The organism is Citrobacter sp. wls619 (assembly GCF_005281345.1).
Lineage (GTDB): Bacteria > Pseudomonadota > Gammaproteobacteria > Enterobacterales > Enterobacteriaceae > Citrobacter.
Genome location: NZ_SZXJ01000098.1, coordinates 213,726 through 234,206 on the forward strand (window position 1 = coordinate 213,726; position 20,481 = coordinate 234,206).

Annotated in this window: 31 protein-coding genes; all 31 read right to left on the reverse strand. The window is 50.6% G+C overall.

The genetic code is table 11. The features are described from left to right. Window positions 1-138: 138 nt before the first annotated feature. The 31 genes from FDX19_RS20860 to FDX19_RS21010 all read right to left on the reverse strand — a co-directional run bounded on the left by FDX19_RS20860 (window position 139) and on the right by FDX19_RS21010 (window position 20,472). Window positions 139-984, reverse strand: coding sequence for a tail needle knob protein (locus FDX19_RS20860; protein WP_137384202.1), 846 nt, complete (start codon window positions 982-984; stop codon window positions 139-141). Beyond that, entirely contained in the window at window positions 984-2,402 is a 1,419-nt protein-coding gene (locus tag FDX19_RS20865) for a packaged DNA stabilization protein (RefSeq protein ID WP_137384203.1), read from the reverse strand. Before FDX19_RS20865 ends, FDX19_RS20860 begins: the two co-directional genes overlap by 1 nt. Continuing rightward, a complete protein-coding gene (locus FDX19_RS20870; protein ID WP_137384204.1) occupies window positions 2,402-2,902 on the reverse strand; it encodes a packaged DNA stabilization gp4 family protein in 501 nt (166 codons plus the stop codon). The genes FDX19_RS20865 and FDX19_RS20870 overlap by 1 nt, the downstream gene beginning before the upstream one ends. A gap of 3 nt (window positions 2,903-2,905) precedes the next feature. Beyond that, window positions 2,906-3,115 (reverse strand): hypothetical protein, encoded by a 210-nt coding sequence (locus tag FDX19_RS20875; protein ID WP_137384205.1) that lies wholly within the window; start codon window positions 3,113-3,115, stop codon window positions 2,906-2,908. Window positions 3,116-3,157: 42 nt separating this feature from the next. Beyond that, window positions 3,158-4,450 (reverse strand): P22 phage major capsid protein family protein, encoded by a 1,293-nt coding sequence (locus tag FDX19_RS20880; RefSeq protein WP_137384206.1) that lies wholly within the window; start codon window positions 4,448-4,450, stop codon window positions 3,158-3,160. Next, window positions 4,447-5,358, reverse strand: coding sequence for a scaffolding protein (locus FDX19_RS20885; protein ID WP_137384207.1), 912 nt, complete (start codon window positions 5,356-5,358; stop codon window positions 4,447-4,449). Before FDX19_RS20885 ends, FDX19_RS20880 begins: the two co-directional genes overlap by 4 nt. A gap of 13 nt (window positions 5,359-5,371) precedes the next feature. Further along, window positions 5,372-7,543, reverse strand: a complete 2,172-nt coding sequence (locus FDX19_RS20890; protein ID WP_137384208.1) for a portal protein — start codon at window positions 7,541-7,543, stop codon at window positions 5,372-5,374. After that, the gene (locus FDX19_RS20895) at window positions 7,543-8,991 is read right to left on the reverse strand and encodes a terminase family protein (protein WP_137384209.1); all 1,449 of its coding nucleotides are present in this window, start codon (window positions 8,989-8,991) and stop codon (window positions 7,543-7,545) included. Before FDX19_RS20895 ends, FDX19_RS20890 begins: the two co-directional genes overlap by 1 nt. After that, window positions 8,960-9,445, reverse strand: coding sequence for a DNA packaging protein (locus FDX19_RS20900; RefSeq protein WP_137384210.1), 486 nt, complete (start codon window positions 9,443-9,445; stop codon window positions 8,960-8,962). The genes FDX19_RS20895 and FDX19_RS20900 overlap by 32 nt, the downstream gene beginning before the upstream one ends. 9 nt (window positions 9,446-9,454) lie before the next feature. Next, window positions 9,455-9,913 (reverse strand): hypothetical protein, encoded by a 459-nt coding sequence (locus tag FDX19_RS20905; protein WP_137384211.1) that lies wholly within the window; start codon window positions 9,911-9,913, stop codon window positions 9,455-9,457. Further along, entirely contained in the window at window positions 9,913-10,134 is a 222-nt protein-coding gene (locus tag FDX19_RS20910; protein ID WP_137384212.1) for a hypothetical protein, read from the reverse strand. Before FDX19_RS20910 ends, FDX19_RS20905 begins: the two co-directional genes overlap by 1 nt. Beyond that, window positions 10,088-10,507, reverse strand: a complete 420-nt coding sequence (locus tag FDX19_RS20915) for a hypothetical protein (protein ID WP_137384213.1) — start codon at window positions 10,505-10,507, stop codon at window positions 10,088-10,090. The genes FDX19_RS20910 and FDX19_RS20915 overlap by 47 nt, the downstream gene beginning before the upstream one ends. Before the next feature lie 3 nt (window positions 10,508-10,510). Beyond that, window positions 10,511-10,753: a DUF2560 family protein gene (locus FDX19_RS20920; RefSeq protein WP_137384214.1), complete on the reverse strand. Its 243-nt coding sequence runs from the start codon at window positions 10,751-10,753 to the stop codon at window positions 10,511-10,513. Window positions 10,754-10,987: 234 nt separating this feature from the next. Next, window positions 10,988-11,455, reverse strand: coding sequence for a lysis protein (locus FDX19_RS20925; protein ID WP_137384215.1), 468 nt, complete (start codon window positions 11,453-11,455; stop codon window positions 10,988-10,990). Beyond that, window positions 11,452-11,928, reverse strand: coding sequence for a glycoside hydrolase family protein (locus tag FDX19_RS20930; RefSeq protein ID WP_137384216.1), 477 nt, complete (start codon window positions 11,926-11,928; stop codon window positions 11,452-11,454). Before FDX19_RS20930 ends, FDX19_RS20925 begins: the two co-directional genes overlap by 4 nt. Then, complete coding sequence (locus FDX19_RS20935) at window positions 11,912-12,235, reverse strand: phage holin, lambda family (RefSeq protein ID WP_137384217.1); 324 nt, start codon at window positions 12,233-12,235, stop codon at window positions 11,912-11,914. The genes FDX19_RS20930 and FDX19_RS20935 overlap by 17 nt, the downstream gene beginning before the upstream one ends. A 200-nt stretch (window positions 12,236-12,435) precedes the next feature. Further along, window positions 12,436-12,612, reverse strand: a complete 177-nt coding sequence (locus FDX19_RS25190; RefSeq protein WP_170974414.1) for a hypothetical protein — start codon at window positions 12,610-12,612, stop codon at window positions 12,436-12,438. Between the two features lie 273 nt (window positions 12,613-12,885). Next, on the reverse strand, window positions 12,886-13,575 hold the full coding sequence (locus FDX19_RS20940) for a bacteriophage antitermination protein Q (RefSeq protein ID WP_137384218.1): 690 nt from the start codon (window positions 13,573-13,575) through the stop codon (window positions 12,886-12,888). Then, a complete protein-coding gene (locus tag FDX19_RS20945) occupies window positions 13,572-13,766 on the reverse strand; it encodes a hypothetical protein (protein ID WP_071685476.1) in 195 nt (64 codons plus the stop codon). Before FDX19_RS20945 ends, FDX19_RS20940 begins: the two co-directional genes overlap by 4 nt. Then, window positions 13,763-13,987 (reverse strand): protein ninY, encoded by a 225-nt coding sequence (locus tag FDX19_RS20950; protein ID WP_137384219.1) that lies wholly within the window; start codon window positions 13,985-13,987, stop codon window positions 13,763-13,765. The genes FDX19_RS20945 and FDX19_RS20950 overlap by 4 nt, the downstream gene beginning before the upstream one ends. Then, window positions 13,984-14,613: a recombination protein NinG gene (locus FDX19_RS20955; protein WP_137384220.1), complete on the reverse strand. Its 630-nt coding sequence runs from the start codon at window positions 14,611-14,613 to the stop codon at window positions 13,984-13,986. Before FDX19_RS20955 ends, FDX19_RS20950 begins: the two co-directional genes overlap by 4 nt. Further along, entirely contained in the window at window positions 14,606-15,055 is a 450-nt protein-coding gene (locus FDX19_RS20960) for a recombination protein NinB (protein ID WP_137384221.1), read from the reverse strand. Before FDX19_RS20960 ends, FDX19_RS20955 begins: the two co-directional genes overlap by 8 nt. Before the next feature lie 200 nt (window positions 15,056-15,255). Further along, on the reverse strand, window positions 15,256-15,555 hold the full coding sequence (locus FDX19_RS20965) for a hypothetical protein (RefSeq protein ID WP_137384222.1): 300 nt from the start codon (window positions 15,553-15,555) through the stop codon (window positions 15,256-15,258). Beyond that, entirely contained in the window at window positions 15,548-15,931 is a 384-nt protein-coding gene (locus tag FDX19_RS25540) for a hypothetical protein (RefSeq protein WP_249357580.1), read from the reverse strand. Before FDX19_RS25540 ends, FDX19_RS20965 begins: the two co-directional genes overlap by 8 nt. Further along, window positions 15,928-16,158, reverse strand: coding sequence for a hypothetical protein (locus FDX19_RS20975; protein ID WP_137384223.1), 231 nt, complete (start codon window positions 16,156-16,158; stop codon window positions 15,928-15,930). Before FDX19_RS20975 ends, FDX19_RS25540 begins: the two co-directional genes overlap by 4 nt. Before the next feature lies 1 nt (window position 16,159). Beyond that, complete coding sequence (locus FDX19_RS25545; protein ID WP_249357582.1) at window positions 16,160-16,621, reverse strand: ead/Ea22-like family protein; 462 nt, start codon at window positions 16,619-16,621, stop codon at window positions 16,160-16,162. After that, window positions 16,618-17,184 carry a gluconate 2-dehydrogenase subunit 3 family protein gene (locus tag FDX19_RS20990; RefSeq protein WP_137384224.1) on the reverse strand — a complete coding sequence of 189 codons (567 nt, stop codon included), beginning with the start codon at window positions 17,182-17,184 and terminating at the stop codon, window positions 16,618-16,620. The genes FDX19_RS25545 and FDX19_RS20990 overlap by 4 nt, the downstream gene beginning before the upstream one ends. Continuing rightward, a complete protein-coding gene (locus FDX19_RS20995; protein WP_137384225.1) occupies window positions 17,181-17,735 on the reverse strand; it encodes a hypothetical protein in 555 nt (184 codons plus the stop codon). Before FDX19_RS20995 ends, FDX19_RS20990 begins: the two co-directional genes overlap by 4 nt. Window positions 17,736-18,029: 294 nt before the next feature. Beyond that, complete coding sequence (locus tag FDX19_RS21000; RefSeq protein ID WP_137384226.1) at window positions 18,030-18,299, reverse strand: hypothetical protein; 270 nt, start codon at window positions 18,297-18,299, stop codon at window positions 18,030-18,032. Then, window positions 18,296-18,592, reverse strand: coding sequence for a hypothetical protein (locus tag FDX19_RS21005; protein ID WP_137384227.1), 297 nt, complete (start codon window positions 18,590-18,592; stop codon window positions 18,296-18,298). The genes FDX19_RS21000 and FDX19_RS21005 overlap by 4 nt, the downstream gene beginning before the upstream one ends. Before the next feature lie 5 nt (window positions 18,593-18,597). Further along, window positions 18,598-20,472, reverse strand: coding sequence for a toprim domain-containing protein (locus FDX19_RS21010; protein ID WP_137384276.1), 1,875 nt, complete (start codon window positions 20,470-20,472; stop codon window positions 18,598-18,600). Window positions 20,473-20,481: the final 9 nt, after the last annotated feature.

The window sequence follows — 20,481 nt, forward strand, 5'->3', positions numbered from 1 at the left end:
ACCCATGCTGTTGAACTAATGCGAACACGCAGCATCCATTCCAAAGGAAATAATCGGCCCCCGGATCAACCCACGATTCCACCCCCCATAGGCGCATTAATCCCTGCCCGGTGAGAGCATCAATTTTTGTGAGCATGATTATTGTTCCGCTATTATCTTGATGGTTGTAGCAGTGAATGCCGCACCATTGGCCTGGATTGTTATGGTGCTACCATTGGTGGCAAGGAATCCTCCCTGATCGACACTGAAGAATGTCGCAAGAAGAATGTTGTCTGTTGCCGTGGCCGCGTTACGACTGGCTACCAACGTGTCTGGAACTGCTCCGGAGAAAGTAAGCTGCATCGACCGGTTTGTCGTGCCTCCCGGGTAAGTGCCAATCATCGACAACTTGAAATTCAGCGTCTTGTTCTCGTTGTAAACAGTCAGCTTATCCGTAGTTGTGTTGAAGAACGGGAGCAGTGTTCCTGATGATGGGGTCAGTGCCTTGAGCATCGTGATCAGATTTGTTGCCGTGGTCGGGATTACCTGCGATATGCCAGTGTAGACCACCTCTGACTTTTTGCGAGTCGTGGCGTATTCCAGAGCATCAATTCGCGTTTCGTGGTCAGAAACCCGTGTTTCAAGGATTCCTACTCTAGTATTAAGCGATGATATATCACTCTCATTCTGAGTAATCCTTACCTCATGATCGGCTATCGAAACTTCAGCAGCACTAATGCGCACTTCATGGTCAGCAAGTGTTACTTCTGCTGCTGAAATACGCTGCTCGTGATCGGCAAGAATCACATCCTGCTCATCATTCTTAACCTGCGCATCATAAGCGCCTTGACCAGCCTCGTTTGCCTTGCCTGCTACGTTGGTGAAGTCGATAGCCTGAGACAAAATATATTGCGTATACGCCGGGCTATAACCAGCAGGAATTGACGTGGCATTTAGGCTAACGGCGCGGACGATGACCGGTTGATTTAGAGACGGATCGGCCATCACTCAATCCTTATTTGTGCGCCTGATAACGTGACAGGTGACTTGGTAATGATGCGTATTTTGAACCCGATGTTCTTTCTAACTCTCCCAATCCTCCGCCATATCTGCCTTTTGTCATACTGGAAAGGTGCATTCCAAGGAACCATTTGCTCTCTTCCATAATTTATTCCGTCGGTGGTTGCAGAATAAAACAGTCGTTCGGCAAACTGAGAAACACCGGGCGAAGACTCCAGTTCCAGATCGAAAATTCTCCCGTTGTCCGCCTTGAAAAGTGGCGTGAATAACAGGTGTTCTTGCTGCTTTTCGTACTGGCTGGAGATGTCGAACTGAAGGGCTCCCTTCACTGGTTCCAGTTTATCTCCGCAGGTGATCGTGTTTCCTTCATACATGAAGTCGATAGCGCGGTACACATCGTCGTAAAAACCGGTTTTCAGGATTGACCACTGAGCCCCGTTTTGTGATGCGGCTCCGTCGTAGACCAGAACATGGCGCGGAAGGTGGATCATCAGCAGCTCGTGTGAGTCGAAACGTAATGATTCCATTACCGTTGTGGCAAGCTCAGTTGCTGTGTAGCTACGGATTATCTTCTCAACACTGGCGGTGGCGATTTGAGTTGCTCGACCAGAGTCGATGATATATACCGACGGAGCACCGGTTGCAGGATTGCTGACTATGGCATAAGCATCCATGAATACGCATTTGCAGAACGTACCAGCTATACCTTTTGGCACCATATAAGCCGGGTTAGCAACATACAGCGCTGAACCAGCAGTGCTTGAACCTGTCAGAGAGAAGAACTCTGTGGTTGTTGCTCCGAAGCACACAACGAAGTCACGCCATGTTCCTATTCCGATTATGCCGTCAGGCTGGGACTCTGCCCTGTACTCTGCTGAGTTACGATCGGGATGTGATTCATCCTGAAGGTCGGAGATGAACCATGAATCAGTACCATCCTTTGCCCATGCGTATCTACCACGCAGCCTGGTTACATCCCTTGCTGACCCAAGCTCATATTGTGCAAATCCACTGGTTGGCGGCCAGTTATCAATAATCTTTTCAGTCCCATCGTATCGATATTCAATAATTTTACCGTCAACGCATACTGCCTGTGATGTTCTACCATGTGACATGGGGACTCTATGAATTCCAGGAACATCACCAACCTCAACAACACCTTGATATAACTTTCCTCCCATAACGCGATATACGGCATTCTGAGAGGTGTTGTACTCAGCACCACGAGAAGTGCCAGCAACATCCGATTGCTTAGCTACGCCTGGGAAGGAGCGCAGATAACCGTTGCTGTTGAGCACTTCTTTAGGTGTCGCCAGCATGTTGACAGGAAGATAGTCGATATAGTCGGCATTCTTGAAATTTTTGCCGAGCCCTTTCATTAGTGGAAGCTGCTGAACAGGCATTAGTCGCTCCCGTTATCACATGGGCCTTTGCGGTGGAAATAATTCCAGCCATTGTATGTGGCCAGTCGGTTTCCGCTGCCTATCGGCATGCGGTTTGGATATCCGGACTTACATTTGGCATCACGAGCACGAGACATTGCTGACAACTTGACGAGTTGCTCTTTACCGTAACGCGCTGTCGTAATGAGTTTGCCGGTTGCTTCCATCCCGTAATCTGGAGCAATTCTGCATGCGAGATTGGTAATCACAGCATTGAGCGCGTTGTTTGCCAGCCCATGGTCATCTCCAGTATCTGGTGACGTGTCTTGGGAAGCGAAGATATACCCAACGCTGATGCCCGGTGAATCATCACCGCCAAGCCACTCAGCCATCATCATCTCGAGGTCGTTAACTCCATCCTCCATCGACTGAGGTTCGACATCGGTTAGCGTGGCGTTTGAGGCGACACCGATCTTGCGCAGCGCGGCGAGAACGAGATCGCCTTTTGTCGTGAGGTTCATCTGCTACCCCTTAGGTTTTGGCCCCGGCTTCTTGCGCTCTTTTACTTCTTGCTCTGGCTCTGGCTCTGCAGAATCATTCAGCAGGTCATCTGGATGTGCAAACCAGCCGGCATTCAGATACTCCTGCAGGTCATCTTCGCTAATGATTTCGAAATCGTAGCCAACGCCCTTCCACTTCTTTGTGTCGCCGTGGCGAAATACCATCTGCGTCATGTTCAACTCCAGAAAAAATAAAGGGGCCGAAGCCCCTTATGGTTACGACTGATTCGGCAAGCCAACGACGATAGCTTCCGGACGTACTGCGCACGCCGAATACCATACGGCGATACGGCACAAGCCGGTGAGTGTGTTGATGTCACCCTGGGTGGCGAAGATGCCGTTAATGCCAACACCTGGAATGCTGAAAGTCTGTGTTTTCATGCCAGCAAACAGCTCGTGCGTTACCGGGATCGGCTGAGACAGCAGGCGGATAGAGTCATCGGCCCAGCCGATGTTTGCCGTGGTAGAGGCCACGTTCAGCAGGGTGATCGGCGCAGACGCTGCCAGCGAAGTGTTGACGTTAGCGTACGCCTTTTCTTCTGCTGTCAGAGTCGCGTCGTCCAGCGCCACCGGTTTAGGGGTGATCTCGATGTGAGTCCCATCGATAACGCGAGTGATGGAGAAAGTCGCATCATCGGTCAGCACGTTCTTAGCCATCTGAGACAGGTACTTCACGCCGGTGAAGCTGATTTTGTCACCGCGTTTCAGGCCAGCAGTAGCCGAAACCACCACGGTAGCCACACGGTTATCAACGTTCTCGTTGTTGCCATCGGTGTCAGTGGTAAACGCCTGCGGCTTGAACTTCTGCGCACCAGTAACGGTCACGCCAGTAACAGTAGAACCGACGACTGTTGGAAGTTTAGGAGAGCGCAGGACTTCATCGAACCCTGCGACCTGTTTCTGAATCGTACCGTTATGGTATGCATCTTCAGGAACGCGGCCGAAGATGTCACCAGCGGTAAGCTCACGACCAGCTTTGCGGTAATCTGAAGGGTTCAGGAAGTAGCTGATACCCATATCGCGGTTGAGTTCGCGAGCAAACATCAATTCTTCAGCAGAGGACAGGAAGTCCCAACCAGTAAGACCGGTTGCCGGGCCGATTGAACGAGCGTCATGAACAACCAGAGAGCCCATCTCGGTTGCCTGTTTGGCAATGGCGGTCTCGATGTTGTTCGCCAGCTTCTTCGCCGATGCCTGAATGCGACGGCGGTATGAGCGTTCATCACGCAGATCGTCAGCTCGCAGCTGGAAGAAGTCGTTATCCGGATCGCCCATGTTGCATTTTACGGACAACTCCAGCACGTTGGTCTGTTTGTTGGTCAGGTCCCAGCCGGTTTGCGTCGGCGCCTCCTGCTCAACAGGCATCCAAACGGTGTTACCAGAACGCTGCATGGATGATGCTGGCGGCGTGTACTTCGAGGTTTTAGACGCCATCGGCGTCAGGTTTTGCACTGTCTCGATGATTTCATCGATAGCGTAGGTGACCAGTTGGCCTTCTTTTAAGCTCATTTACGAGATCCTTTATTCAGTTGAGCCTTGAGCTTGCGATACGTCTCCGGGTCACCTCTTTCGGCTGCAGCGTTCATCTGCTTTTCAAGTGCAGACATGTGAGCCGCGACGGCTTGACCCTGCAATGGTTCATCAGGGTTAGGCGCTTCAGAGAGTTGCTTGCTTCGAGGCTTGAGAGTTAAACGTTCGGAAAGCAGCGTCATTTCGATTAACTGGCGCTGCGGATCCATTGAGAGGATTTGTCGGGCTTTCTCTGGGTTTGCGCCCAGGTGGTACATGATTGCCGCAGATTTCTCAGGGAACAGGCGCATGATGTCCACGTCATAGCCGGGTGCGACCTGACGGAATACATCTTCTTTGGCCTGATAGTCTGGAAGGTTTAACTTTTCTGCAGCGTCGTAGTGTTTACGTGCGGCCTCGACAACTTGTGCTGATTGCTGAGTAAACTGCTGAGTCTTACGCCCCTGCTCGGCTGCCGCATTACCTCGGGCATCCTGAGCCTTAACCAACCATTCGTTGTTCGCCTGCGTGAATGCAGCGTTAGCACGCACCTGGTCGTATCCGTACTTCTCCAGTGCTTCATCAGAGAAGAAGTCATTAACATCAGGCTGGGGTGGCAAATCAGGGTTTACTCGCAATGCCTCCGGCAACTCACCGCGCTGTACTGCCTCCGCCTGCTGCTCAAGCTCGCGCTGACGCTTGCGCTCAAGGCGACGCTGTGCAAATTGCGCGTTAGTTGCCGGGTCTTGTTTTGGCTTGTTCTCATCGTCTTTCAGGACGACATCGAAGCCCTCTTCCTGACCAGTTTCGCTATTGGCATTTAGCGAAGGATCGACTGCGGATGCCGCCGCGTTATCGACGGGCAGGAGTTGGTCTTCAGTTGCCTGAATTTCGGTGGTTTGGTCCATGTTTAGCTCTCTCTTATTGAGGATTCTCGGCTACGCTGCCGGAAGGATTGTTTTGTCTCTGCGATTGCAGGATGTTGGCGAAGTCCATGCGCTGTGAGTGGCGCTGACTGTCACCTTTGAGAAGTAACTCTGCGTTGGCCCGTGCATCAACTGCGCTTTCGTTCTGCGCCTTCTGCATGAGGTCGAGGAAGTCCCGGAAAGCGGCCTGCTTGTCGAGACTCATGTTGTTGAAGATTTCTGCAATCTTCGCTTGGTTAAGCTGATTGGCGCTTTCAACCTTGGCTGCATCCACCTGCAACTGTTGCTGCTTAACCTGCGCATTAAGCAGATCTGCCTGACCAGTTAGCAATACACCTTGTGCCTGCATCTCTTCTGCTGATGGCTGTTTAGGCTGTTGTTGTGCTTCCTGTACCATCTGCATTTCTTCAGGCGTTTCAGGTTTCTTGAGGCCCATCATGACGAGCTGCTTATTGGCGTACTCGCGCATCATCTCGACACCTTTACCGTCAAGTAGCGTGAAGTACTGCAACAGCAACATCTGCCATTCTGGCGTACCCTGAGGAACCTTCGTTAGCAACTCCTGAATCTCTGCGCGGTTCTGCTCCTTCATGCTCTGGAATGATGGTCCGGTGTCGGTGTAACACTCGTAACGACCACGAATATCATTGAGCGTTACGACGTCACCAGACTGCAGATCAACCATCTGCGTCATCACCTGCACATCTTTCTCGGTACCATCCTCAAGCGTCACGGTGACATTGCGAGGCACGTCGTAGATGTCGTTGACCATCGACTGGTAAATCTCACCATCACGCCGGAAAGCAGTGGCGAGGTTGTCCTGAAACACGTATGTCTCGAGGTCGGCCCGCATGTTTAGTTGGTTGACGGTATCGAAAGCCACCTGACCGTTTGCTGCTTCAGCATCAACACCAAGGCTAGCTACTTCCTTAACTGCGGCTGTGGCGGCCTCAAGCATGTAGGCGTTGGCCTGGGGAACCTCCGGGTTTTCCATGTAGGCGATTGGCCCCATAGGAAGGTCGTTATTGTTCTCGTCAGTACGGTTTTGCAGGTAGTACGGATAGTCATCATCACCACCGTACATATGCTCGTAGCCAAGGATTTGCTCAGGAGTGAAGAAAGGTTTCTTACGAGGGTTGCGAGCAACGATGTCGGCATTGAACGACATAATCATGTTGCGCAGGCGCTGCCCGTCTTTGGTCAGTCGCACAACACCTTCGTACACTTCCTTATCGCCAGCAAATCCCCACTCGCCATACGCTGGCACAATCGGTATGTGTTCACCGGCGATAAGCTCACGCTCTTTCAGAATCTCGGTGCAGGTAATGAGCGACTTATAGACCCGGCGACGTTTAACCTTCTTCTCCGCGACCTTAACGAAACCTTTGTCTGCCAGTTCATCGATAACATCTTTGATGTCACGCTGGTAGTAACTAACCGGCTCACCAGTAAGCGGATCGAGGTAGATGAATACCTTCTCGTTCTTCTCTTCGACCTCGTAGTATTCGCCAATGTAGACGACATCCTTCGAAATCCACGGGAACAGCCATTCCATGTCAGGGCTCTGGAATGAAGGGATGATATCAGGGTCAATATCGTTCTCTTCCGCAAAGACCTTCCACCCTTCCGTGCTGAAAGGCTGAATAACAGTGCAGTGCTTAGCGTCGCTCTTGTCCTGCTCCTTGCTGTTGCAATCCCAGACTACATGGTTGCATGACTCGTGAAGTGGGCGGCGGCGGATGACCTGATTGCGGCTGGTTAGGTTGTTGTCCTCGTACTCGGTAACGAGTCGCCAGTGACCAACGCCGCATTCAATCTGCTCACGAACTGCGACGTTAACAGCAGAGCGTGCAGCATTGTGACGCATGTCGGTGCGGTACATACCCATCAGCGTGTCGGCTGAGTCAGGCTTAGCCCCATCCTTAGGCCGGTACAGAACATCAATCGGGTTGCGTCGCATCTCTGCAACGAGCTTGCGCACTACCGGGCGAACCACATCGAATTGACCGCGGTACTGCAAAGTTGTGTATTCGCTCAGCCAGTCATCCCATTGGCTCACCCGACTAAAGTAAAGGTCGTTTGTCGCCTCGGTTCTGGCCTCATCGCCAGATGACCAATCTATGTCAAACTGGCACAGAATGGCGTTTAGGCGTTCGTTGTCTGCCATTATCTTCTCCGTGCGACAGGTTTAATCGGGGCTGGTGTTTTTTTCTCTTTGATTACTCCGATGTCGCCATATCGCTTGGCGAACCGGCGCATCATGTAGGCGTATCGGGTGGCATCTAACAGGTCGTCTCGAGTTTTTACGATGCGCCCACGTTCATCTCGATGGTAGAAATTGAACTCTTCGAACCAATCGCGTAGGCCAGAAAAAACTTTGAATCGGCCCGTGTTCATCAAATCGTGCAACTCGAATAAGCCTGGCTCTACAGATCGAGACCCATCAGGCCATTGAGCCGGGTCAGGGAGCATCTGGAACCCTGCGTCTTTGTAATACTCACGCTGTTGCAGGCCACTGCCCTTCTCCGTCTGTAATCCATCCTGAGGCCATGCCGTAGGCACCTTGTTAGCCCAAGCCTTGGTTGCGCCCCACGCTTCTGAGGGAGAAGTCTTGCTGGCCTTCCATGCCTTAGTTACGTAGAAGGTTTCAGTCTCCATATCGATTGCCAGCTGAATGCGGCTCTGCGGGTGATCCCAACCAAAGTCCATACCATCGATAACCATGTAATGCTTCGGTATCGGGAATGGCTCGCAAGTGATCGTCTCTTCGCTGAAATCGAATATGCGACCGTGACCAAGCATTGGAATACCTTTTGTGCGCATGTCGCGCTGATGCGGAGGATATGATTCGAGAAGTGATTTCTTCGTTTCTTCAGTCAGATGAGGAGCATCATCCCAGCCAACATTCATACAGAACTGAGAGTCAGCTGGAGTATCTAGCAACTGAATAACTAACTCGGTGCGGCCGTTCTCTGGTGTGAATGTCAGGATGCCTCGACCACCACGCCCCTGATCGCCTGTTGCGGTACGGGTCAGAACCTGAGGGTAAATCGTCTGGTCTTCCGGCTCCTCATCAATGTGGAACCAATCAATATCATCACCCATCAGAGCGTGCTGGCCCTGCGTGTAAGACCAGAATTGAACCTTGCTCAGGTCACCACTGGAATGCCTGATATAAGCTGAACGAACGGCATTCGGCGTTCCGGTCATTGGCTCTGTCGTGACAATTCGATCTGGAGGTATTAGGCCGCCAGTGAACTCACCATTCACCTTCTTACCGATAATGGCAGCTTGCAGCAAGTCGCGGCACTTCTCGCCGGAGTAACCCAGGCACCACATAAGGGGAGCATGATTAAAACGGTGCCCCTCCCACCCATCCGGGTACTCACCCAGAAGGTGGATAGCATCGATATAGGTTGCGGTATCTGTCTTGCCAACACGGTTTGCAGCAATTAGCGCGCACTGACGATATTCAGCAGTTGCAGCGATAAACTTACGTTGCCATGCATAACGAGTGTCGTAGTACTTGCGATATCGATAAACGCTTTCTCTTCGCTTCTTCTCCTCAAGAATATTCAGGAGCTCAAGCTTCTCCTCCCGGCTCAGACTGTGCATTGGTCAACTCCATAAGACGCTTGTCCAGTTCCTCGTCGGTGAGGTCGGTGATGGTAATTTTCTGATCGTGCTGAACTCTGTCGCCATAACGCTTTGGCGCAAGCTTGGATGCGTACCACTTGCGGGCGTCAACACGAAGGCGGGAACGGGCTACGCGCTCATGATTGGTCTGCTCTCGACCTTCGTCATCGACAATGACATCACCTGAACTGTCGTCGGCGATCTCGATGATTTCTTCGGCTAGAAGTTCGGCCTGAATTTCACGCGCGCGTGCGTACTGTTGCATAAAGTCTTCATGTCTCTGCAACCAATACATAACAGTTCTGATTGCTGGCATTCCCGGCCTTTTGCAAATAGAGCGCAGACTTTCACCCAACATGAGGAGATTGCAGATATCCTCTGCTACCTCTGGCATGTAATCCGTTGGGCGACCTATTTTCGCTTCAGTCGCCATATTCAGTCCTTAGCTAATCGTGCAAGGCGATGACTCAACGATTGCACCGTTAGCGTCTTTTACCGTAATGACGTAATCGCCAGCGGCTTTACCTGTCGTGTTGAACGAATATGTTTTAGCTTGCTGATTCACTGCGTCGTAAAGAGTGCCGGTGCTTTCGTCAACCGTCTTAACCTCATACGGCATTACTCCGCTTGTCCATGTCAGGGTTAACGTGTCGCCGATAGAGCCGGTTGATGGAAGGTTGGTGCCGATTTTCAGCTTCACACCATCTTTGTACGGGATGATGAATCCAGCCTTGTTAGTGGCTGAGCCCATATCAACCTTATCCAGCACATCAGGAAAAGGAATCACCGTACCGGTCGGATCGGTGTCGAGATAGATTGCGTTGTCGATGGCCTCATCTGCACGATACAGAAACACGCGCTGATTCTTAGGGTCATCAACAACAGTGAAGAAGCTACCCATTACTTAGCTCCTTTCTTCGGCTTCTTGAGCACCTTGTTAGCCTTGGTGTCGATCTTCGCTTTGGCTGATGGAGACAGCTTTCCTTCATTCTCCATCTGGGTAGCGCGAGCCTTCGCGTTAGCTGCGTGAGCTTTATCAGGCATCGGATAGCTACGTGTGCCAGGCATGCCGAATTCAGACTTTGGCATCTTCTTGCGCTTTGCTGTTGTGAGCTTTGCCATTTTGTTGCTCCTGAATAGATGGCAGGAAGTGACTGAACATGCGGTCGAGCATGTAGCAGTAAGTTTCGTTTGCGTCGCCTGGATAGGTTGTTACGCCCACATCGCGGCAGACATAGAATGCAACGTGAGCACATTCATGAACCAGCGTGGCAATGTCACCATTGAATACCCCCATCAAGTAAAGATTCTCACCCGTTTCGGTATTGCAATAGGACTGCGTTGCTCCAGCGAGCATCTCATTGCCACCACTATCAACGCCAAGGTGGATGCAGGCTTGCTCCCACTCTTCCTTTGACCGGCATAGATAGACGTTGCCGCAATGGAACAATGGCACGAAGAACCGTGGGAGTTTAGGCCACTTCGTTTTTGCCATTCGTTATGCTCCGGTAGAGAACAGAGTTAATGCTTCCTGCGCTTCACGAACAGCTTTATCAACCCGTGATACTGGAGTTGGTTGTGCCGCCGCAAGAACGAGCTGGTCTTTGAACAATTCAAACTTGAGCTTGTTACCAGCTACGAAGGTGATCGCCTTTTCTGCTGCTGCGGTATCACTCTGAACCAGGCGAAGGATATCGAGGTTCATCTGCTGTAATTCTGTCAATGCGGTAATCTCTGCCATTGTTGGCTCCGGTTGTTGTGTTGCATCGACTTACAGAAATGCCGATGACCAGATGAAGAATGCGAATCCTGACGCCGCGATAACAAGCGCAGATGCGATGTAGAAAAAGTGATGAATGAAGGTGATGATTCTGTCAGCCAGCGTTGGCTTTATCTCAGGATGATTGAGAACGTCATCGCGTATGAGTGATATTCCGTAGAGCAATGTTACTTCTCGCTCTCGCTTTCTCATCGCTTACCTCAGGCACTGCGTGTTGATGTATTCCTGCAGCGCTCTCAGTGATGCTTGGTCACTGACGATTCCGGATCGGATACCGAGAACGTTTCGTCCAGCAACTGGAGAGAGTTCGATGGTGGCATCATTGCCCATGCCGGTGGAGCTGGAGGTTTCGGCTGAGGTAGGCACTGGGCACTTTCCTTTGACGAGCACCCGACCACCATTATCAAGCTTGCGCTGCAGAGCATCATTTTCAGTTTTAGCATCTGCCAACTCCTTCGTGTATTTGGCATCCAAAGCAGCAACATCGCGCTGCCGGGTTGTCATGTCGGTGATGGTGGCGTTAGCCAGATTCAGCGCCTGAGCTTTTTCATCGCGCTGCTTCTTGTATTCGGTGGCGTTGTCGCGGTAGTGGTTAACAGCCCAACCAAGTGACACAATGATGCAGACGACAACGGCAATGATGATTGCTGTTAACCGGCTCATGATTTTGGCTCGTTTACCGTTCCGCCAGCCTCTTTGAATTTGGCGATAAGGTTATCTGCTTTGTGCTCAAACTGACCGTAACCTGCTCCGGGGAGTGATGCCCAAATATTGCTGCAGCGATCGATGGCCTGACGGATGTCGCCAGCGTCGATTAACTCCAGTGCTCGGCGTTCTTTTATCTGCTGCAATGCGACAGCATCCTGACTGGCAGGAGAGAAATCTTTCAGGCCAAGCTGCTTGCGGTAGGCATCCCACCAACGAGACAGCAACTGATACCGGCCGGCTGCCGTAGATTTCAGTTTCGGATTCAGCGTTACCAGCTTGCGAGGGTGATCTGAATAATCAGTGAATAACGATCCACCGACAATCACATCGTACCCGCGGTTGTTTGTAGGCTGTCCTTTTTTGTCAGTGCCTTCTGACCACGCCAGCATGTCTAAGAATGCTTTTCGCTGCTTATTGGTTTCCACCATCGTCAACTCCGGCTTTTTTGGCTGCGAAGCGTTTGATTAGCGATCCAATCGAGTCAGTACCGAGATAGCCGATAAACACGCTTGCGATATAAGCGAGATTGCTACTCAGGCCAGAGAAGTCGAGGAGGTCACGAACGAACCAGGCGATAATGGCGCACATCATTGCGTCGATTACTGTCTTAGTAAACGCACCGCCATTATATCTTCCGCGAAGGTACGCCATTGCAAACGCAAGGATTGCCCCTATGCCTTGTTCCTTGGCCGCCATGATGGCGGATAACAGGTCATGTTTTTCGGGCATTTTCATGTCTTACCCCCATAAGGGGATCTGTTCAAATTAGGAATAGGGATGATGGTCGATTGAACAAATCCAGGATACGTTCTCAGTAACGTGGTTTGTTCGTGACTAAAGGCATGAGCAAATCAGGCAGGAGACTGTTAGCGCAGTCTCTTGCCGCCCATTTTCACGAAGCCCGCCATTGAGCGGGTTTTCTTTTTTGAAGCGCACTAATCACCGTAGCCACAGATATTCAGCAATGAGTTGGTTGGGTCTGGTTCTTGGTGGTAATGCGCTTTAAAAAAGCCAGCGGCGATGCTGGCAAGATGAGGGTAGTGCGTTGAGCTTTCGCTCTTATGGTCCTGGTAGGTATTTGGTGTGTGGTGGCCGGTGCTGATCTCCGGCATGGCTTGTTGGCTCTTCTCGCTTCACCTTGGGCCATCGTCCTGAATTGTTCAGCGCTACCATTTAACGGCGCTCACCAGCCTGCGCATTCACCACAACGATAATTGCACTGCGCCTGTTTCGGTTAGCGTAACGGGATTAACCGGTCACCCCAATGCAATTACCTGTTGTGCAGATACGAAAAAGCCCCAGCGATTAACCGGGGCTTTTTGTGTAATTCGGTCGACAACAAAAGCTATGGCGACGATATCAGATTTACATGAAATATATGCTTTTCAATCCAGTTTTGCAAGACTTACATCTAAATTTGTCGCCTTTTGTTGTGAACGTGATCGCGTTACTTGCAATAAAGCGCTGCTATCTAGACGCATGAATGTGCGTTTCATCTCCAGCCATCTATCGGTAAATGTCTCAGACCAGTTCTTTGGTGTGACGCCAACAAGCTCTGCCAGTTGCTGATATTCGTAAGTTTCTCGCCCTGCAAGTTCTGCTTTCACGTCCTGCGCCGCTAACCATATAAGCGCCTTCAATCTATCCAGTGTCTTCCCTGCTACCTTCTTTGTGCCAAGAGAAGATTTAAACTCTGCCCAGGCCCATTGAGTGATAGAAACCTGATTTTCCCATCGAACATTCTCGCTATAGTTCCAGAGAAGCCACGCCTTCTGGTGCTCATCGATCGACAGCACTGCACGACGCCATGATGCTGTTGAATACTCAACCGGTTGCACCAGTGCGATAGATGAACCTTTTGCGCGTGATTGCTGCCCAGGAATTGGTGTGCTGGTTGGATTCATTAGGCGACCGTTAGCAGGATTAACCACCTTCAGGCGAGATCGGCTACGCGGTGTCGGTTCAAACATCGCATTCTCGGCAAACGCTACCAGCTGCCCTTTCGTTGCGCCACTCAGGTCAGCAGTCGCTACAATGAGCTGCTCGCGTACAAACTGCAGGTATTGAGTGTTCATGCTGACGGCCCCTTGTTCATGTTTGCGCGGTTGATGATTTCACGGCGTAATTCGTTGTTCCGATCGATGCGTTTCTGAAGCTCTGCTGTCTCACTATCAATCCGGGCTATTTCACTTCTTGCGTAAGGAGTCAGCCTGGTAGCACGCTCTACTGACGAGCGCTGATAGTTGTCGATATCGGTGCGGGTCATGCGGCCTCCGCCATCAACTGGTCATGAGTCAGGTAAAGCCCCCAACAACTGAACAGCACATTTCCCCTCACCACTGCGATTTCTTCGTTATGCCAGCGGCAGAACCATCTGAGTGCCGATTCAACTTCATTCGCTATCTGATGAGGACCGTCGAGGTTAATTGGGTAAACCACATCATCAAAAACAGCCGCGGTGGTCATTGGGTATTGTATTTTGCTCATGCTGCATGCTCCTGTTGACGGGCGCGACGCTTCTCAAGTTGTCGGGCTTTACGGGTGAAAATGGATTTAATGCGCTGCAGGTATGGGATATCGAACCGGCGAGACTCGTTGTCAGACTCAAGACGCTCGACACGCACCAGACCAATGCGATCGACCAGGCGAATACGGTACTCAACGGCATTGCCGCTTAATTCTCTGTTGCATCGAGTGCAGGCTGAGTGGACGTTAAACACGTTGAATTTGAGGTGTGATGCAGCACCGCGGGAACGGTAGTGACTGGCATCGATAGCACTACCGGTCAGATAGTTGCTTTTACCAATGAGGGGATTCCCGCAGCTGACGCATTCCTTCCCTTCGTCACGGATCCGGATATACCGGTTAAAGGCAGACTGAGCCTCTTTATCCCACTGTGACTTAGTCTTGAACGCAGCTTTTCTCACCTTCATCTCGCGGCGTTCCTGCTGCGCTTCCTGCTTACGTTTGCGCTCGGCTGCCAGTTTCTTCTTGGCTAACAGCAACTGACTGTACTCGAAGCCATGCTCAGGACAGCACCACCAGACGTTGTCGTAGGTGGCGGTGAATTTGGTTTTGCAGATTTTGCATCTGCGGCGGGTTGGTTTACGCATTGCGATCACCCCACTGCTTAGCCCATTCAATTTCAATGCGGGACTTGTCGCTGAATTTGACGTTCTGCTGAGTGCCGAACCAGTAAATGGCCTCGATGACTTCTACCATCTGGCGTACAGTCATCTTGCTGGTACGTTGACCGAACATCACAATGCCGCCATCCAGACCGGGAGCCATTCGTTGCTCCTGCTTTTTGGATTTGGCGACCATTGCGGTGATCAGATCTTTCCAGTCGTCTGAGTCGTATTTGTTGCCGAACCAGAGAACCTGATCGGAGAGGTCTTTCAAAAGCGGCCATAATTTGCTGTTTTGCTGAGCAGTACGCGTCATCTCTTTGATGTCGAGAATAAGAGGGCGCTTAGCGTCAACCGGCAACTCACGGATGTAGTTGATGGCGTTCTGCTTAACGGACTCGTTTACGAGGTGGAATTGTTGCTTCATACGCCACCTCCGAGAGGTAACGCAGAATGCAGAAAATCGCAGGTGCATTGCTGCATCTGTGACAGGCGGTTTGAAGTACTCTTTGTGTTTCGCATCTAATTTCCCAATCAGATGCAGAGGTCACAGCCGGGTGCTCAATCCGACTGCGACATAATTATAACATTAATTTTGAGAGTGGGTAATGTTGCTTGACGTTGCGTTTACTTCTTTCGCAGAGTTGCTGTCAACGTGCATTCACATTCAACAGTACCTAGCATTTGCGGACAGTGGTAAGTCCCATATCCTCCGCATTTTGGGCAATTGCTTGATGATTGCTTGATTTCGTCGCCAGAAGCGTTGCCATCACTGTCCTGATTGTTTGACGGTTGCTTGATGAGTTGTTCGGAATTACCGAACGACTGAAGCGCGATGCGAGCTATCTCACGCACTTCATCACTGACACACATCATTGGGTCATTGGCGAATTGAGCTATGCGATCTCTGGTTAATTCGCTATTCATCGTCTTTTATCCCCTTGCGCCACTGAAAATTATTACGGAACTCCTGCAGCTCTAACATGGCTGACAGCGTCACGCCGTGGATAATAGTCTGTACCTGATGACCTTCCTTTGAGTGATATTCAAACGTGCTACGGCGAAACTCGATGAGTTCCTGCAGTGTTTCATCGTCCAACTTCTCGTCGGCTATGGTTGGATGAACTGGAGGATTATCAGCCTGCCGACATTCCAGTACCTCATCAATCACCTTCACAGCATCAGCCATTGCGTAGCCGAGATTACCGCCGTCGCTTTGTGCTGATGCTTTGCTGAGTATTTCGCGTATCTGGTGCAGGCGCTCGAGTGATACAGGACCGTTCGCCGGGTGGTTAGTTGTCATAATTTACCCCATGATTTTGGTTTTTTATGCCCAGGAGCCAGCGCATGCATCTTGTTTCGGCTTAGTTTCCAGCCATAGCTACGTATTAGCGCGGCACATTCTGCGTAGGTCTCTCCGGCTGCGCTGGTCATTTCTTGACGACACCAACGCCCAACGGGGTCAATATTGGTTACGCATTGTTCGCAGTCGCAATAGGCATCAATTGAGTATCCTGATGTAATTGCCATCTCACTCCCCCTTCACGCCAATGCCAGCGGCGCTCTCAAGTAATTCGTCAGCGGCCTGAATTTCAGGATGTTCGTCATAATCAGGAAGATAGCGACGGGCTACAGCTGCAAGGCTGTTTAGCACCTTACGGTGTTCTGCTATGCGCTTCTCTGCTTCCCTGAATTTATCTGCCCAACGGTTACTGGCGGTGAAAGCCAGCTTCCTCTGGGATTCAAGTTCTTCAATTCGTGCCGACATTTCCGTGCACTCTTCAAAATTACTGATTGCCTTACATTCCCATTCGTCATGCTGTTCGCGGAGATAACCGTTTTGACGCTCTGCGGATTCCAGCTCATCCAGCAGCGCCAGAACGACATCAGGTGTTGCCTGGTCGTGAAAATTGTCATCGTCATACCCCCAGTCATCATTTGATTGGGCATGAATCGCCGATTCACGCAGCGCCTGTTTGTTGAGTGCTGTCATTGGGCTGCCTCCTGGGTATCTGCGAGAACTAAGCGCCCATCACAAAGAGCCTTGATGATTTCCTGATACTCCCAACCGAAATACATGCTTTCGACGTAAACTCGAAGCGGTGGGTAGTCGTGCTGTTTTCTTCTAATGAACGCCTCTGCTGCCTCTCTGGTAAGGTGCGCGTTTACGTGCTGCCATTCTTTTTTGAACCCGCTTACAGTATGATTTTCGAGATCTTCGAGAACAGACCACTGAGTATCTTCACTAAGATCTGTGAATGGCGTGTCGTATGTTTCCTCACATTCAGCATTGAGATCAGCCTGTTCATCATCGTCTAGGTCATACCAGTATTCTTGCGGGGAAAACCAGACGCTATCTTCGAACGCTACGAAACGACCATCGCAATAATCGGTGTCCATACCGTAAATTGTGGACTCCTTCTGAACCATGAAAATTGGGTCGGCGGTGATATGGCGGCTAACACCTTCTCCGCGATGGTGATATTTCAGACGCTCAATAAAATCAGCGAAGGTTTCTGGCGTAAGTTTTGCGCCATCTGCGATTGACTTGCTCATAGCGCGGCTCCTTTGCGAAGTTGGGCGGCGCGATTGCTGGCCTGCTGGAGAACCATCTTCCAACCAACAACCTCATGCATATCTTGTGAACACCGCTGATTGGAGAACTTGACCAACATTGTTTCAGCCACGCCAGCTAAGCTATCAAGTTCGCTGGCCCGCACTTCAGCCAGGAAAGCGTCTGTCGCAGGGGTTTCATCTGCAAACGTGTCGCAAATATTATGCAGGTATCCTTCATTGGTTGGCCTGATGCGATTCATCACTCCAGCAATGAAATATTCCCTGCATTCGCTGATGATTTTCTTTGCTTCTCCATTCTCCGCCGCCAGATCCCTGCACTTGCTCTCGGCGTTAGCGAGCTGTACTGCCATGTCTGTGAGCTTTTGTTGTGATGATAATTCAGCGGCTTTCCATGCCTCATGAGCCATTCGAACGCCAAGACGGTAATATTCGTCACCATCAGGGCAGCGCTCAAAAAGAGTTTCATGGTCATCTTCCGTGTGACCCCAATTTTCCAGATACCACGCTTCAAATTTTTCTCTGCTAGTCATAATCCTACCCTCATAAAAAAGGCCCGCATTGCGAGCCTGTTAATCGATTATTTGTGATTCGTACTTTCCGCAATGAGCGCATTGCATTCGTAAAATAAACTTAATTTTGTATGGCCCGGCGCTGGATGAGTATTTGTAATAGTGCTTCTCTTGCTTCTCTTTTAGCTGCCATTGGTGCATACCGAAGAAGCATTTCCAGTTTCGTGTATCGTTCACCATTTCCTCCGGGCATAAAAAAGGCCGACTATCACGGCCACGCTTGCAGATAGCTCTGCTATGTAAGGTTCAGTCATGTCAGCAATCCTTCACCTTGATTCCGGCGTTGGTGATCGCCCTCTTAGCACTTTCAATTCCAGCGTTGTAGAAATCGTAATTGGTGGCATCCTTTTTGGTTGCGATGAATGGTTCGCTAAGGATTTCAACATCAACTGATGCTCGTGATGCTGACCATGAAGCCCATAATTCTCTGGTTCTCCAGCTTTGATATGAATCACAACCAACCATTCTGGTAACTGAAATCAGCCGGTTTATACACCACGCTTCAAACTGCTCTCTGCTTGTCATGCTCGCTTCACTCCGAATGTCTTAACCAGTGCCGACTCCATGCGACCTACACAAGCGCGGATACGGGCTATCTCTGTCTCTGGAAACATGCTGGATGCCATCTGCTCAAGTGCGCCTTTAAGTGGCTTGCTCTCAACCTTTTCGATGCGTTCCAGAGCAAATGCCTTGAGTGACTGGATGCTGCGACCGTCTACGCGAGCACATGCGCGGCATAGTTCAGCGTGGAGGATGGTTTCAGGGAATTCCGGGTACTCAGCTTCGATAATTTCCCGGGTGTTACGTGCTTCTTTCATGTTTGTCACCTTACGTTGTTGCTTGCCCATACCTCGTCATATTCCGACTGCGGCATATTGGCGATGTAGCTAAATGGAGATGCGGTTTCGGTTGGTAAAAACTGGTGTGATGCAGGGTCGAGATACAGCGGAATTCCACCTTCCCATCCCTCGCCATTACGCTGCTTTTCAAGCATCAAAACTGAAGCAGGTGCAGCTAACGCTTTACGTTCCTTGTCATCCAGTTCTTCACCCTGCTGATCTTTCTGAATTGCCTTCTCACGAAGTTTGTTTCTCCAGATGATGAACAGGTTATCGGTTAGGTCGGTTATCGACCCTGACCCCTTAACGTCCATCTTCCCTGTAGGCTTCTCCTCGCTATCACCTTTGCGACTGTGAGTAACGAGTAGGACGTGGGTATTGGTTTTGTTTTTGAAGTCACACAGAGCGTCTACGAAGGCTTTCTGTCCGTTGTAGTCATCATCCCCTATTCCGCACTTCATCAGGCTGTCGATAATGAACAACTCAATGCCGTATCGCTTCCATGCGTAGGTGAAGATTTCGATCAGCCGATCAGCCTTTGCGGTTCCCGTCAGGCCGAATAGCCATAGCCGGTCGTCGTAAAATTTGAAGGCAGATTCAATTTCAAGTTGCGGGGGAAGTTTCAGGCAAGTTGATTGCCTGGTAAGGCGTTTAAGTAAAATGCCGGGCTTAATCTCCAGCGAGGCGATGCAGGTCTTAACCCCCTGACGCATGGCTTCCAGAGCTATATGACCAACTACTTCAGTCTTTCCATGCCCGTTAACGCCGTTAACCAGTGACAACTCAGCCTGGCGGAAGGCGAAATTGTGATTCAGGCATTCCCACGGGCTGTAAAACAGGCTTTGCTCTTTTCCGTAGAAGGCGTTGATAGTGTCCTGATAAAACTCTCTGGCACTGTAAAGTTCCTCCGGGTCAAAAAATGATGCCCGTTCAAGATATCCAACGATGTCGTCTGAAGAGATTCCAGCCATCAGACATTCATTGATATCTTTGTGAGGCAGTTTTACCAGCCGGCAGCGGTGTTCACCGAGACGAGTTGCAATCTCTCTGGCGGCAGCCTGGCCTACTTCGTCGCTGTCCATGCTGATCCAGATTTCGTCGAACCGGTCGAGGTTGTGATACTCGAACTCTATCCACTGCTGTTTTGCCCCCTTCCCCCCGCCGAACGGAACGGAAAGCGCAGGGAAGCCGTACTGGTAGTAACTCATGCAGTCGATTTCACCTTCACATAGGATGACGATCCGCATGTTCTTCGGTATAGCCTGCCAGCCATAAAGACACGGCTCACAATCACCCTCAGCCATGATGACCTTCTTCCCGTCAGGCCGTTCGGTGCTGATGCGCTTAACCTGCAACAACTCACCATCACGTTTGTAGGGAAATGCTAGTGCTTCCAGTTCACGCTCTCCATTCCAGACCTTAGCCGAAGCAACTTCGTACAGCTTCGCCGTCTCTGCGGAGATCCCTCGAGTGGCTAGATATTCGATGTGCTTTTCGGTTTTGGTGAGGTAACGGGCTACTTTCTTGCGGTCTGGTCGGGAAAATTTCTTTTGCTGCTTTGCTGAAAAGTGGTGATCGTCGTCCTTGATGCCCAAAAACTCTTTTGCTTCTGTCATCGCCTGGTGCAATCCACAATCCCTGACAGCTACCCACAAATCCAGCAGATCACCAGCGGTTCCTTCTGCAAAATCAGACCATACTTTCTTCCCTGCTAGGTTAACCTTGAGGCTCTTCCCTGACTCTCCGTTGATACTTCCTGCCACCCACTCGTGACTTTCTCGCTTGCCGTTTGGCAAAAGGTACTTCGCTACCCTTTCGACCTGATTCCATAACTGGTCGCTGAGTTCACTTGGCGTCATCATGATGCC

What these genes read in the sequence shown, in the direction of transcription:
- FDX19_RS20975 (WP_137384223.1), bottom strand. Translation starts at nt 16,158, where the DNA reads ATGGCAATTACATCAGGATACTCAATTGATGCCTATTGCGACTGCGAA.
- FDX19_RS20950 (WP_137384219.1), bottom strand. Translation starts at nt 13,987, where the DNA reads ATGAGCAAAATACAATACCCAATGACCACCGCGGCTGTTTTTGATGAT.
- FDX19_RS20920 (WP_137384214.1), bottom strand. Translation starts at nt 10,753, where the DNA reads ATGGCAGAGATTACCGCATTGACAGAATTACAGCAGATGAACCTCGAT.
- FDX19_RS20865 (WP_137384203.1), bottom strand. Translation starts at nt 2,402, where the DNA reads ATGCCTGTTCAGCAGCTTCCACTAATGAAAGGGCTCGGCAAAAATTTC.
- FDX19_RS20905 (WP_137384211.1), bottom strand. Translation starts at nt 9,913, where the DNA reads ATGGGTAGCTTCTTCACTGTTGTTGATGACCCTAAGAATCAGCGCGTG.
- FDX19_RS20990 (WP_137384224.1), bottom strand. Translation starts at nt 17,184, where the DNA reads ATGAGCAAGTCAATCGCAGATGGCGCAAAACTTACGCCAGAAACCTTC.
- FDX19_RS25190 (WP_170974414.1), bottom strand. Translation starts at nt 12,612, where the DNA reads ATGCCGGAGATCAGCACCGGCCACCACACACCAAATACCTACCAGGAC.
- FDX19_RS25540 (WP_249357580.1), bottom strand. Translation starts at nt 15,931, where the DNA reads ATGACAACTAACCACCCGGCGAACGGTCCTGTATCACTCGAGCGCCTG.
- FDX19_RS20995 (WP_137384225.1), bottom strand. Translation starts at nt 17,735, where the DNA reads ATGACTAGCAGAGAAAAATTTGAAGCGTGGTATCTGGAAAATTGGGGT.
- FDX19_RS20935 (WP_137384217.1), bottom strand. Translation starts at nt 12,235, where the DNA reads ATGAAAATGCCCGAAAAACATGACCTGTTATCCGCCATCATGGCGGCC.
- FDX19_RS20930 (WP_137384216.1), bottom strand. Translation starts at nt 11,928, where the DNA reads ATGGTGGAAACCAATAAGCAGCGAAAAGCATTCTTAGACATGCTGGCG.
- FDX19_RS20895 (WP_137384209.1), bottom strand. Translation starts at nt 8,991, where the DNA reads ATGCACAGTCTGAGCCGGGAGGAGAAGCTTGAGCTCCTGAATATTCTT.
- FDX19_RS20910 (WP_137384212.1), bottom strand. Translation starts at nt 10,134, where the DNA reads ATGGCAAAGCTCACAACAGCAAAGCGCAAGAAGATGCCAAAGTCTGAA.
- FDX19_RS20885 (WP_137384207.1), bottom strand. Translation starts at nt 5,358, where the DNA reads ATGGACCAAACCACCGAAATTCAGGCAACTGAAGACCAACTCCTGCCC.
- FDX19_RS20945 (WP_071685476.1), bottom strand. Translation starts at nt 13,766, where the DNA reads ATGACCCGCACCGATATCGACAACTATCAGCGCTCGTCAGTAGAGCGT.
- FDX19_RS20870 (WP_137384204.1), bottom strand. Translation starts at nt 2,902, where the DNA reads ATGAACCTCACGACAAAAGGCGATCTCGTTCTCGCCGCGCTGCGCAAG.
- FDX19_RS20940 (WP_137384218.1), bottom strand. Translation starts at nt 13,575, where the DNA reads ATGAACACTCAATACCTGCAGTTTGTACGCGAGCAGCTCATTGTAGCG.
- FDX19_RS20915 (WP_137384213.1), bottom strand. Translation starts at nt 10,507, where the DNA reads ATGGCAAAAACGAAGTGGCCTAAACTCCCACGGTTCTTCGTGCCATTG.
- FDX19_RS20960 (WP_137384221.1), bottom strand. Translation starts at nt 15,055, where the DNA reads ATGAAGCAACAATTCCACCTCGTAAACGAGTCCGTTAAGCAGAACGCC.
- FDX19_RS20860 (WP_137384202.1), bottom strand. Translation starts at nt 984, where the DNA reads ATGGCCGATCCGTCTCTAAATCAACCGGTCATCGTCCGCGCCGTTAGC.
- FDX19_RS21010 (WP_137384276.1), bottom strand. Translation starts at nt 20,472, where the DNA reads ATGACGCCAAGTGAACTCAGCGACCAGTTATGGAATCAGGTCGAAAGG.
- FDX19_RS20965 (WP_137384222.1), bottom strand. Translation starts at nt 15,555, where the DNA reads ATGAATAGCGAATTAACCAGAGATCGCATAGCTCAATTCGCCAATGAC.
- FDX19_RS21005 (WP_137384227.1), bottom strand. Translation starts at nt 18,592, where the DNA reads ATGAAAGAAGCACGTAACACCCGGGAAATTATCGAAGCTGAGTACCCG.
- FDX19_RS20880 (WP_137384206.1), bottom strand. Translation starts at nt 4,450, where the DNA reads ATGAGCTTAAAAGAAGGCCAACTGGTCACCTACGCTATCGATGAAATC.
- FDX19_RS20955 (WP_137384220.1), bottom strand. Translation starts at nt 14,613, where the DNA reads ATGCGTAAACCAACCCGCCGCAGATGCAAAATCTGCAAAACCAAATTC.
- FDX19_RS21000 (WP_137384226.1), bottom strand. Translation starts at nt 18,299, where the DNA reads ATGACAAGCAGAGAGCAGTTTGAAGCGTGGTGTATAAACCGGCTGATT.
- FDX19_RS20925 (WP_137384215.1), bottom strand. Translation starts at nt 11,455, where the DNA reads ATGAGCCGGTTAACAGCAATCATCATTGCCGTTGTCGTCTGCATCATT.
- FDX19_RS20890 (WP_137384208.1), bottom strand. Translation starts at nt 7,543, where the DNA reads ATGGCAGACAACGAACGCCTAAACGCCATTCTGTGCCAGTTTGACATA.
- FDX19_RS20900 (WP_137384210.1), bottom strand. Translation starts at nt 9,445, where the DNA reads ATGGCGACTGAAGCGAAAATAGGTCGCCCAACGGATTACATGCCAGAG.
- FDX19_RS25545 (WP_249357582.1), bottom strand. Translation starts at nt 16,621, where the DNA reads ATGACAGCACTCAACAAACAGGCGCTGCGTGAATCGGCGATTCATGCC.
- FDX19_RS20875 (WP_137384205.1), bottom strand. Translation starts at nt 3,115, where the DNA reads ATGACGCAGATGGTATTTCGCCACGGCGACACAAAGAAGTGGAAGGGC.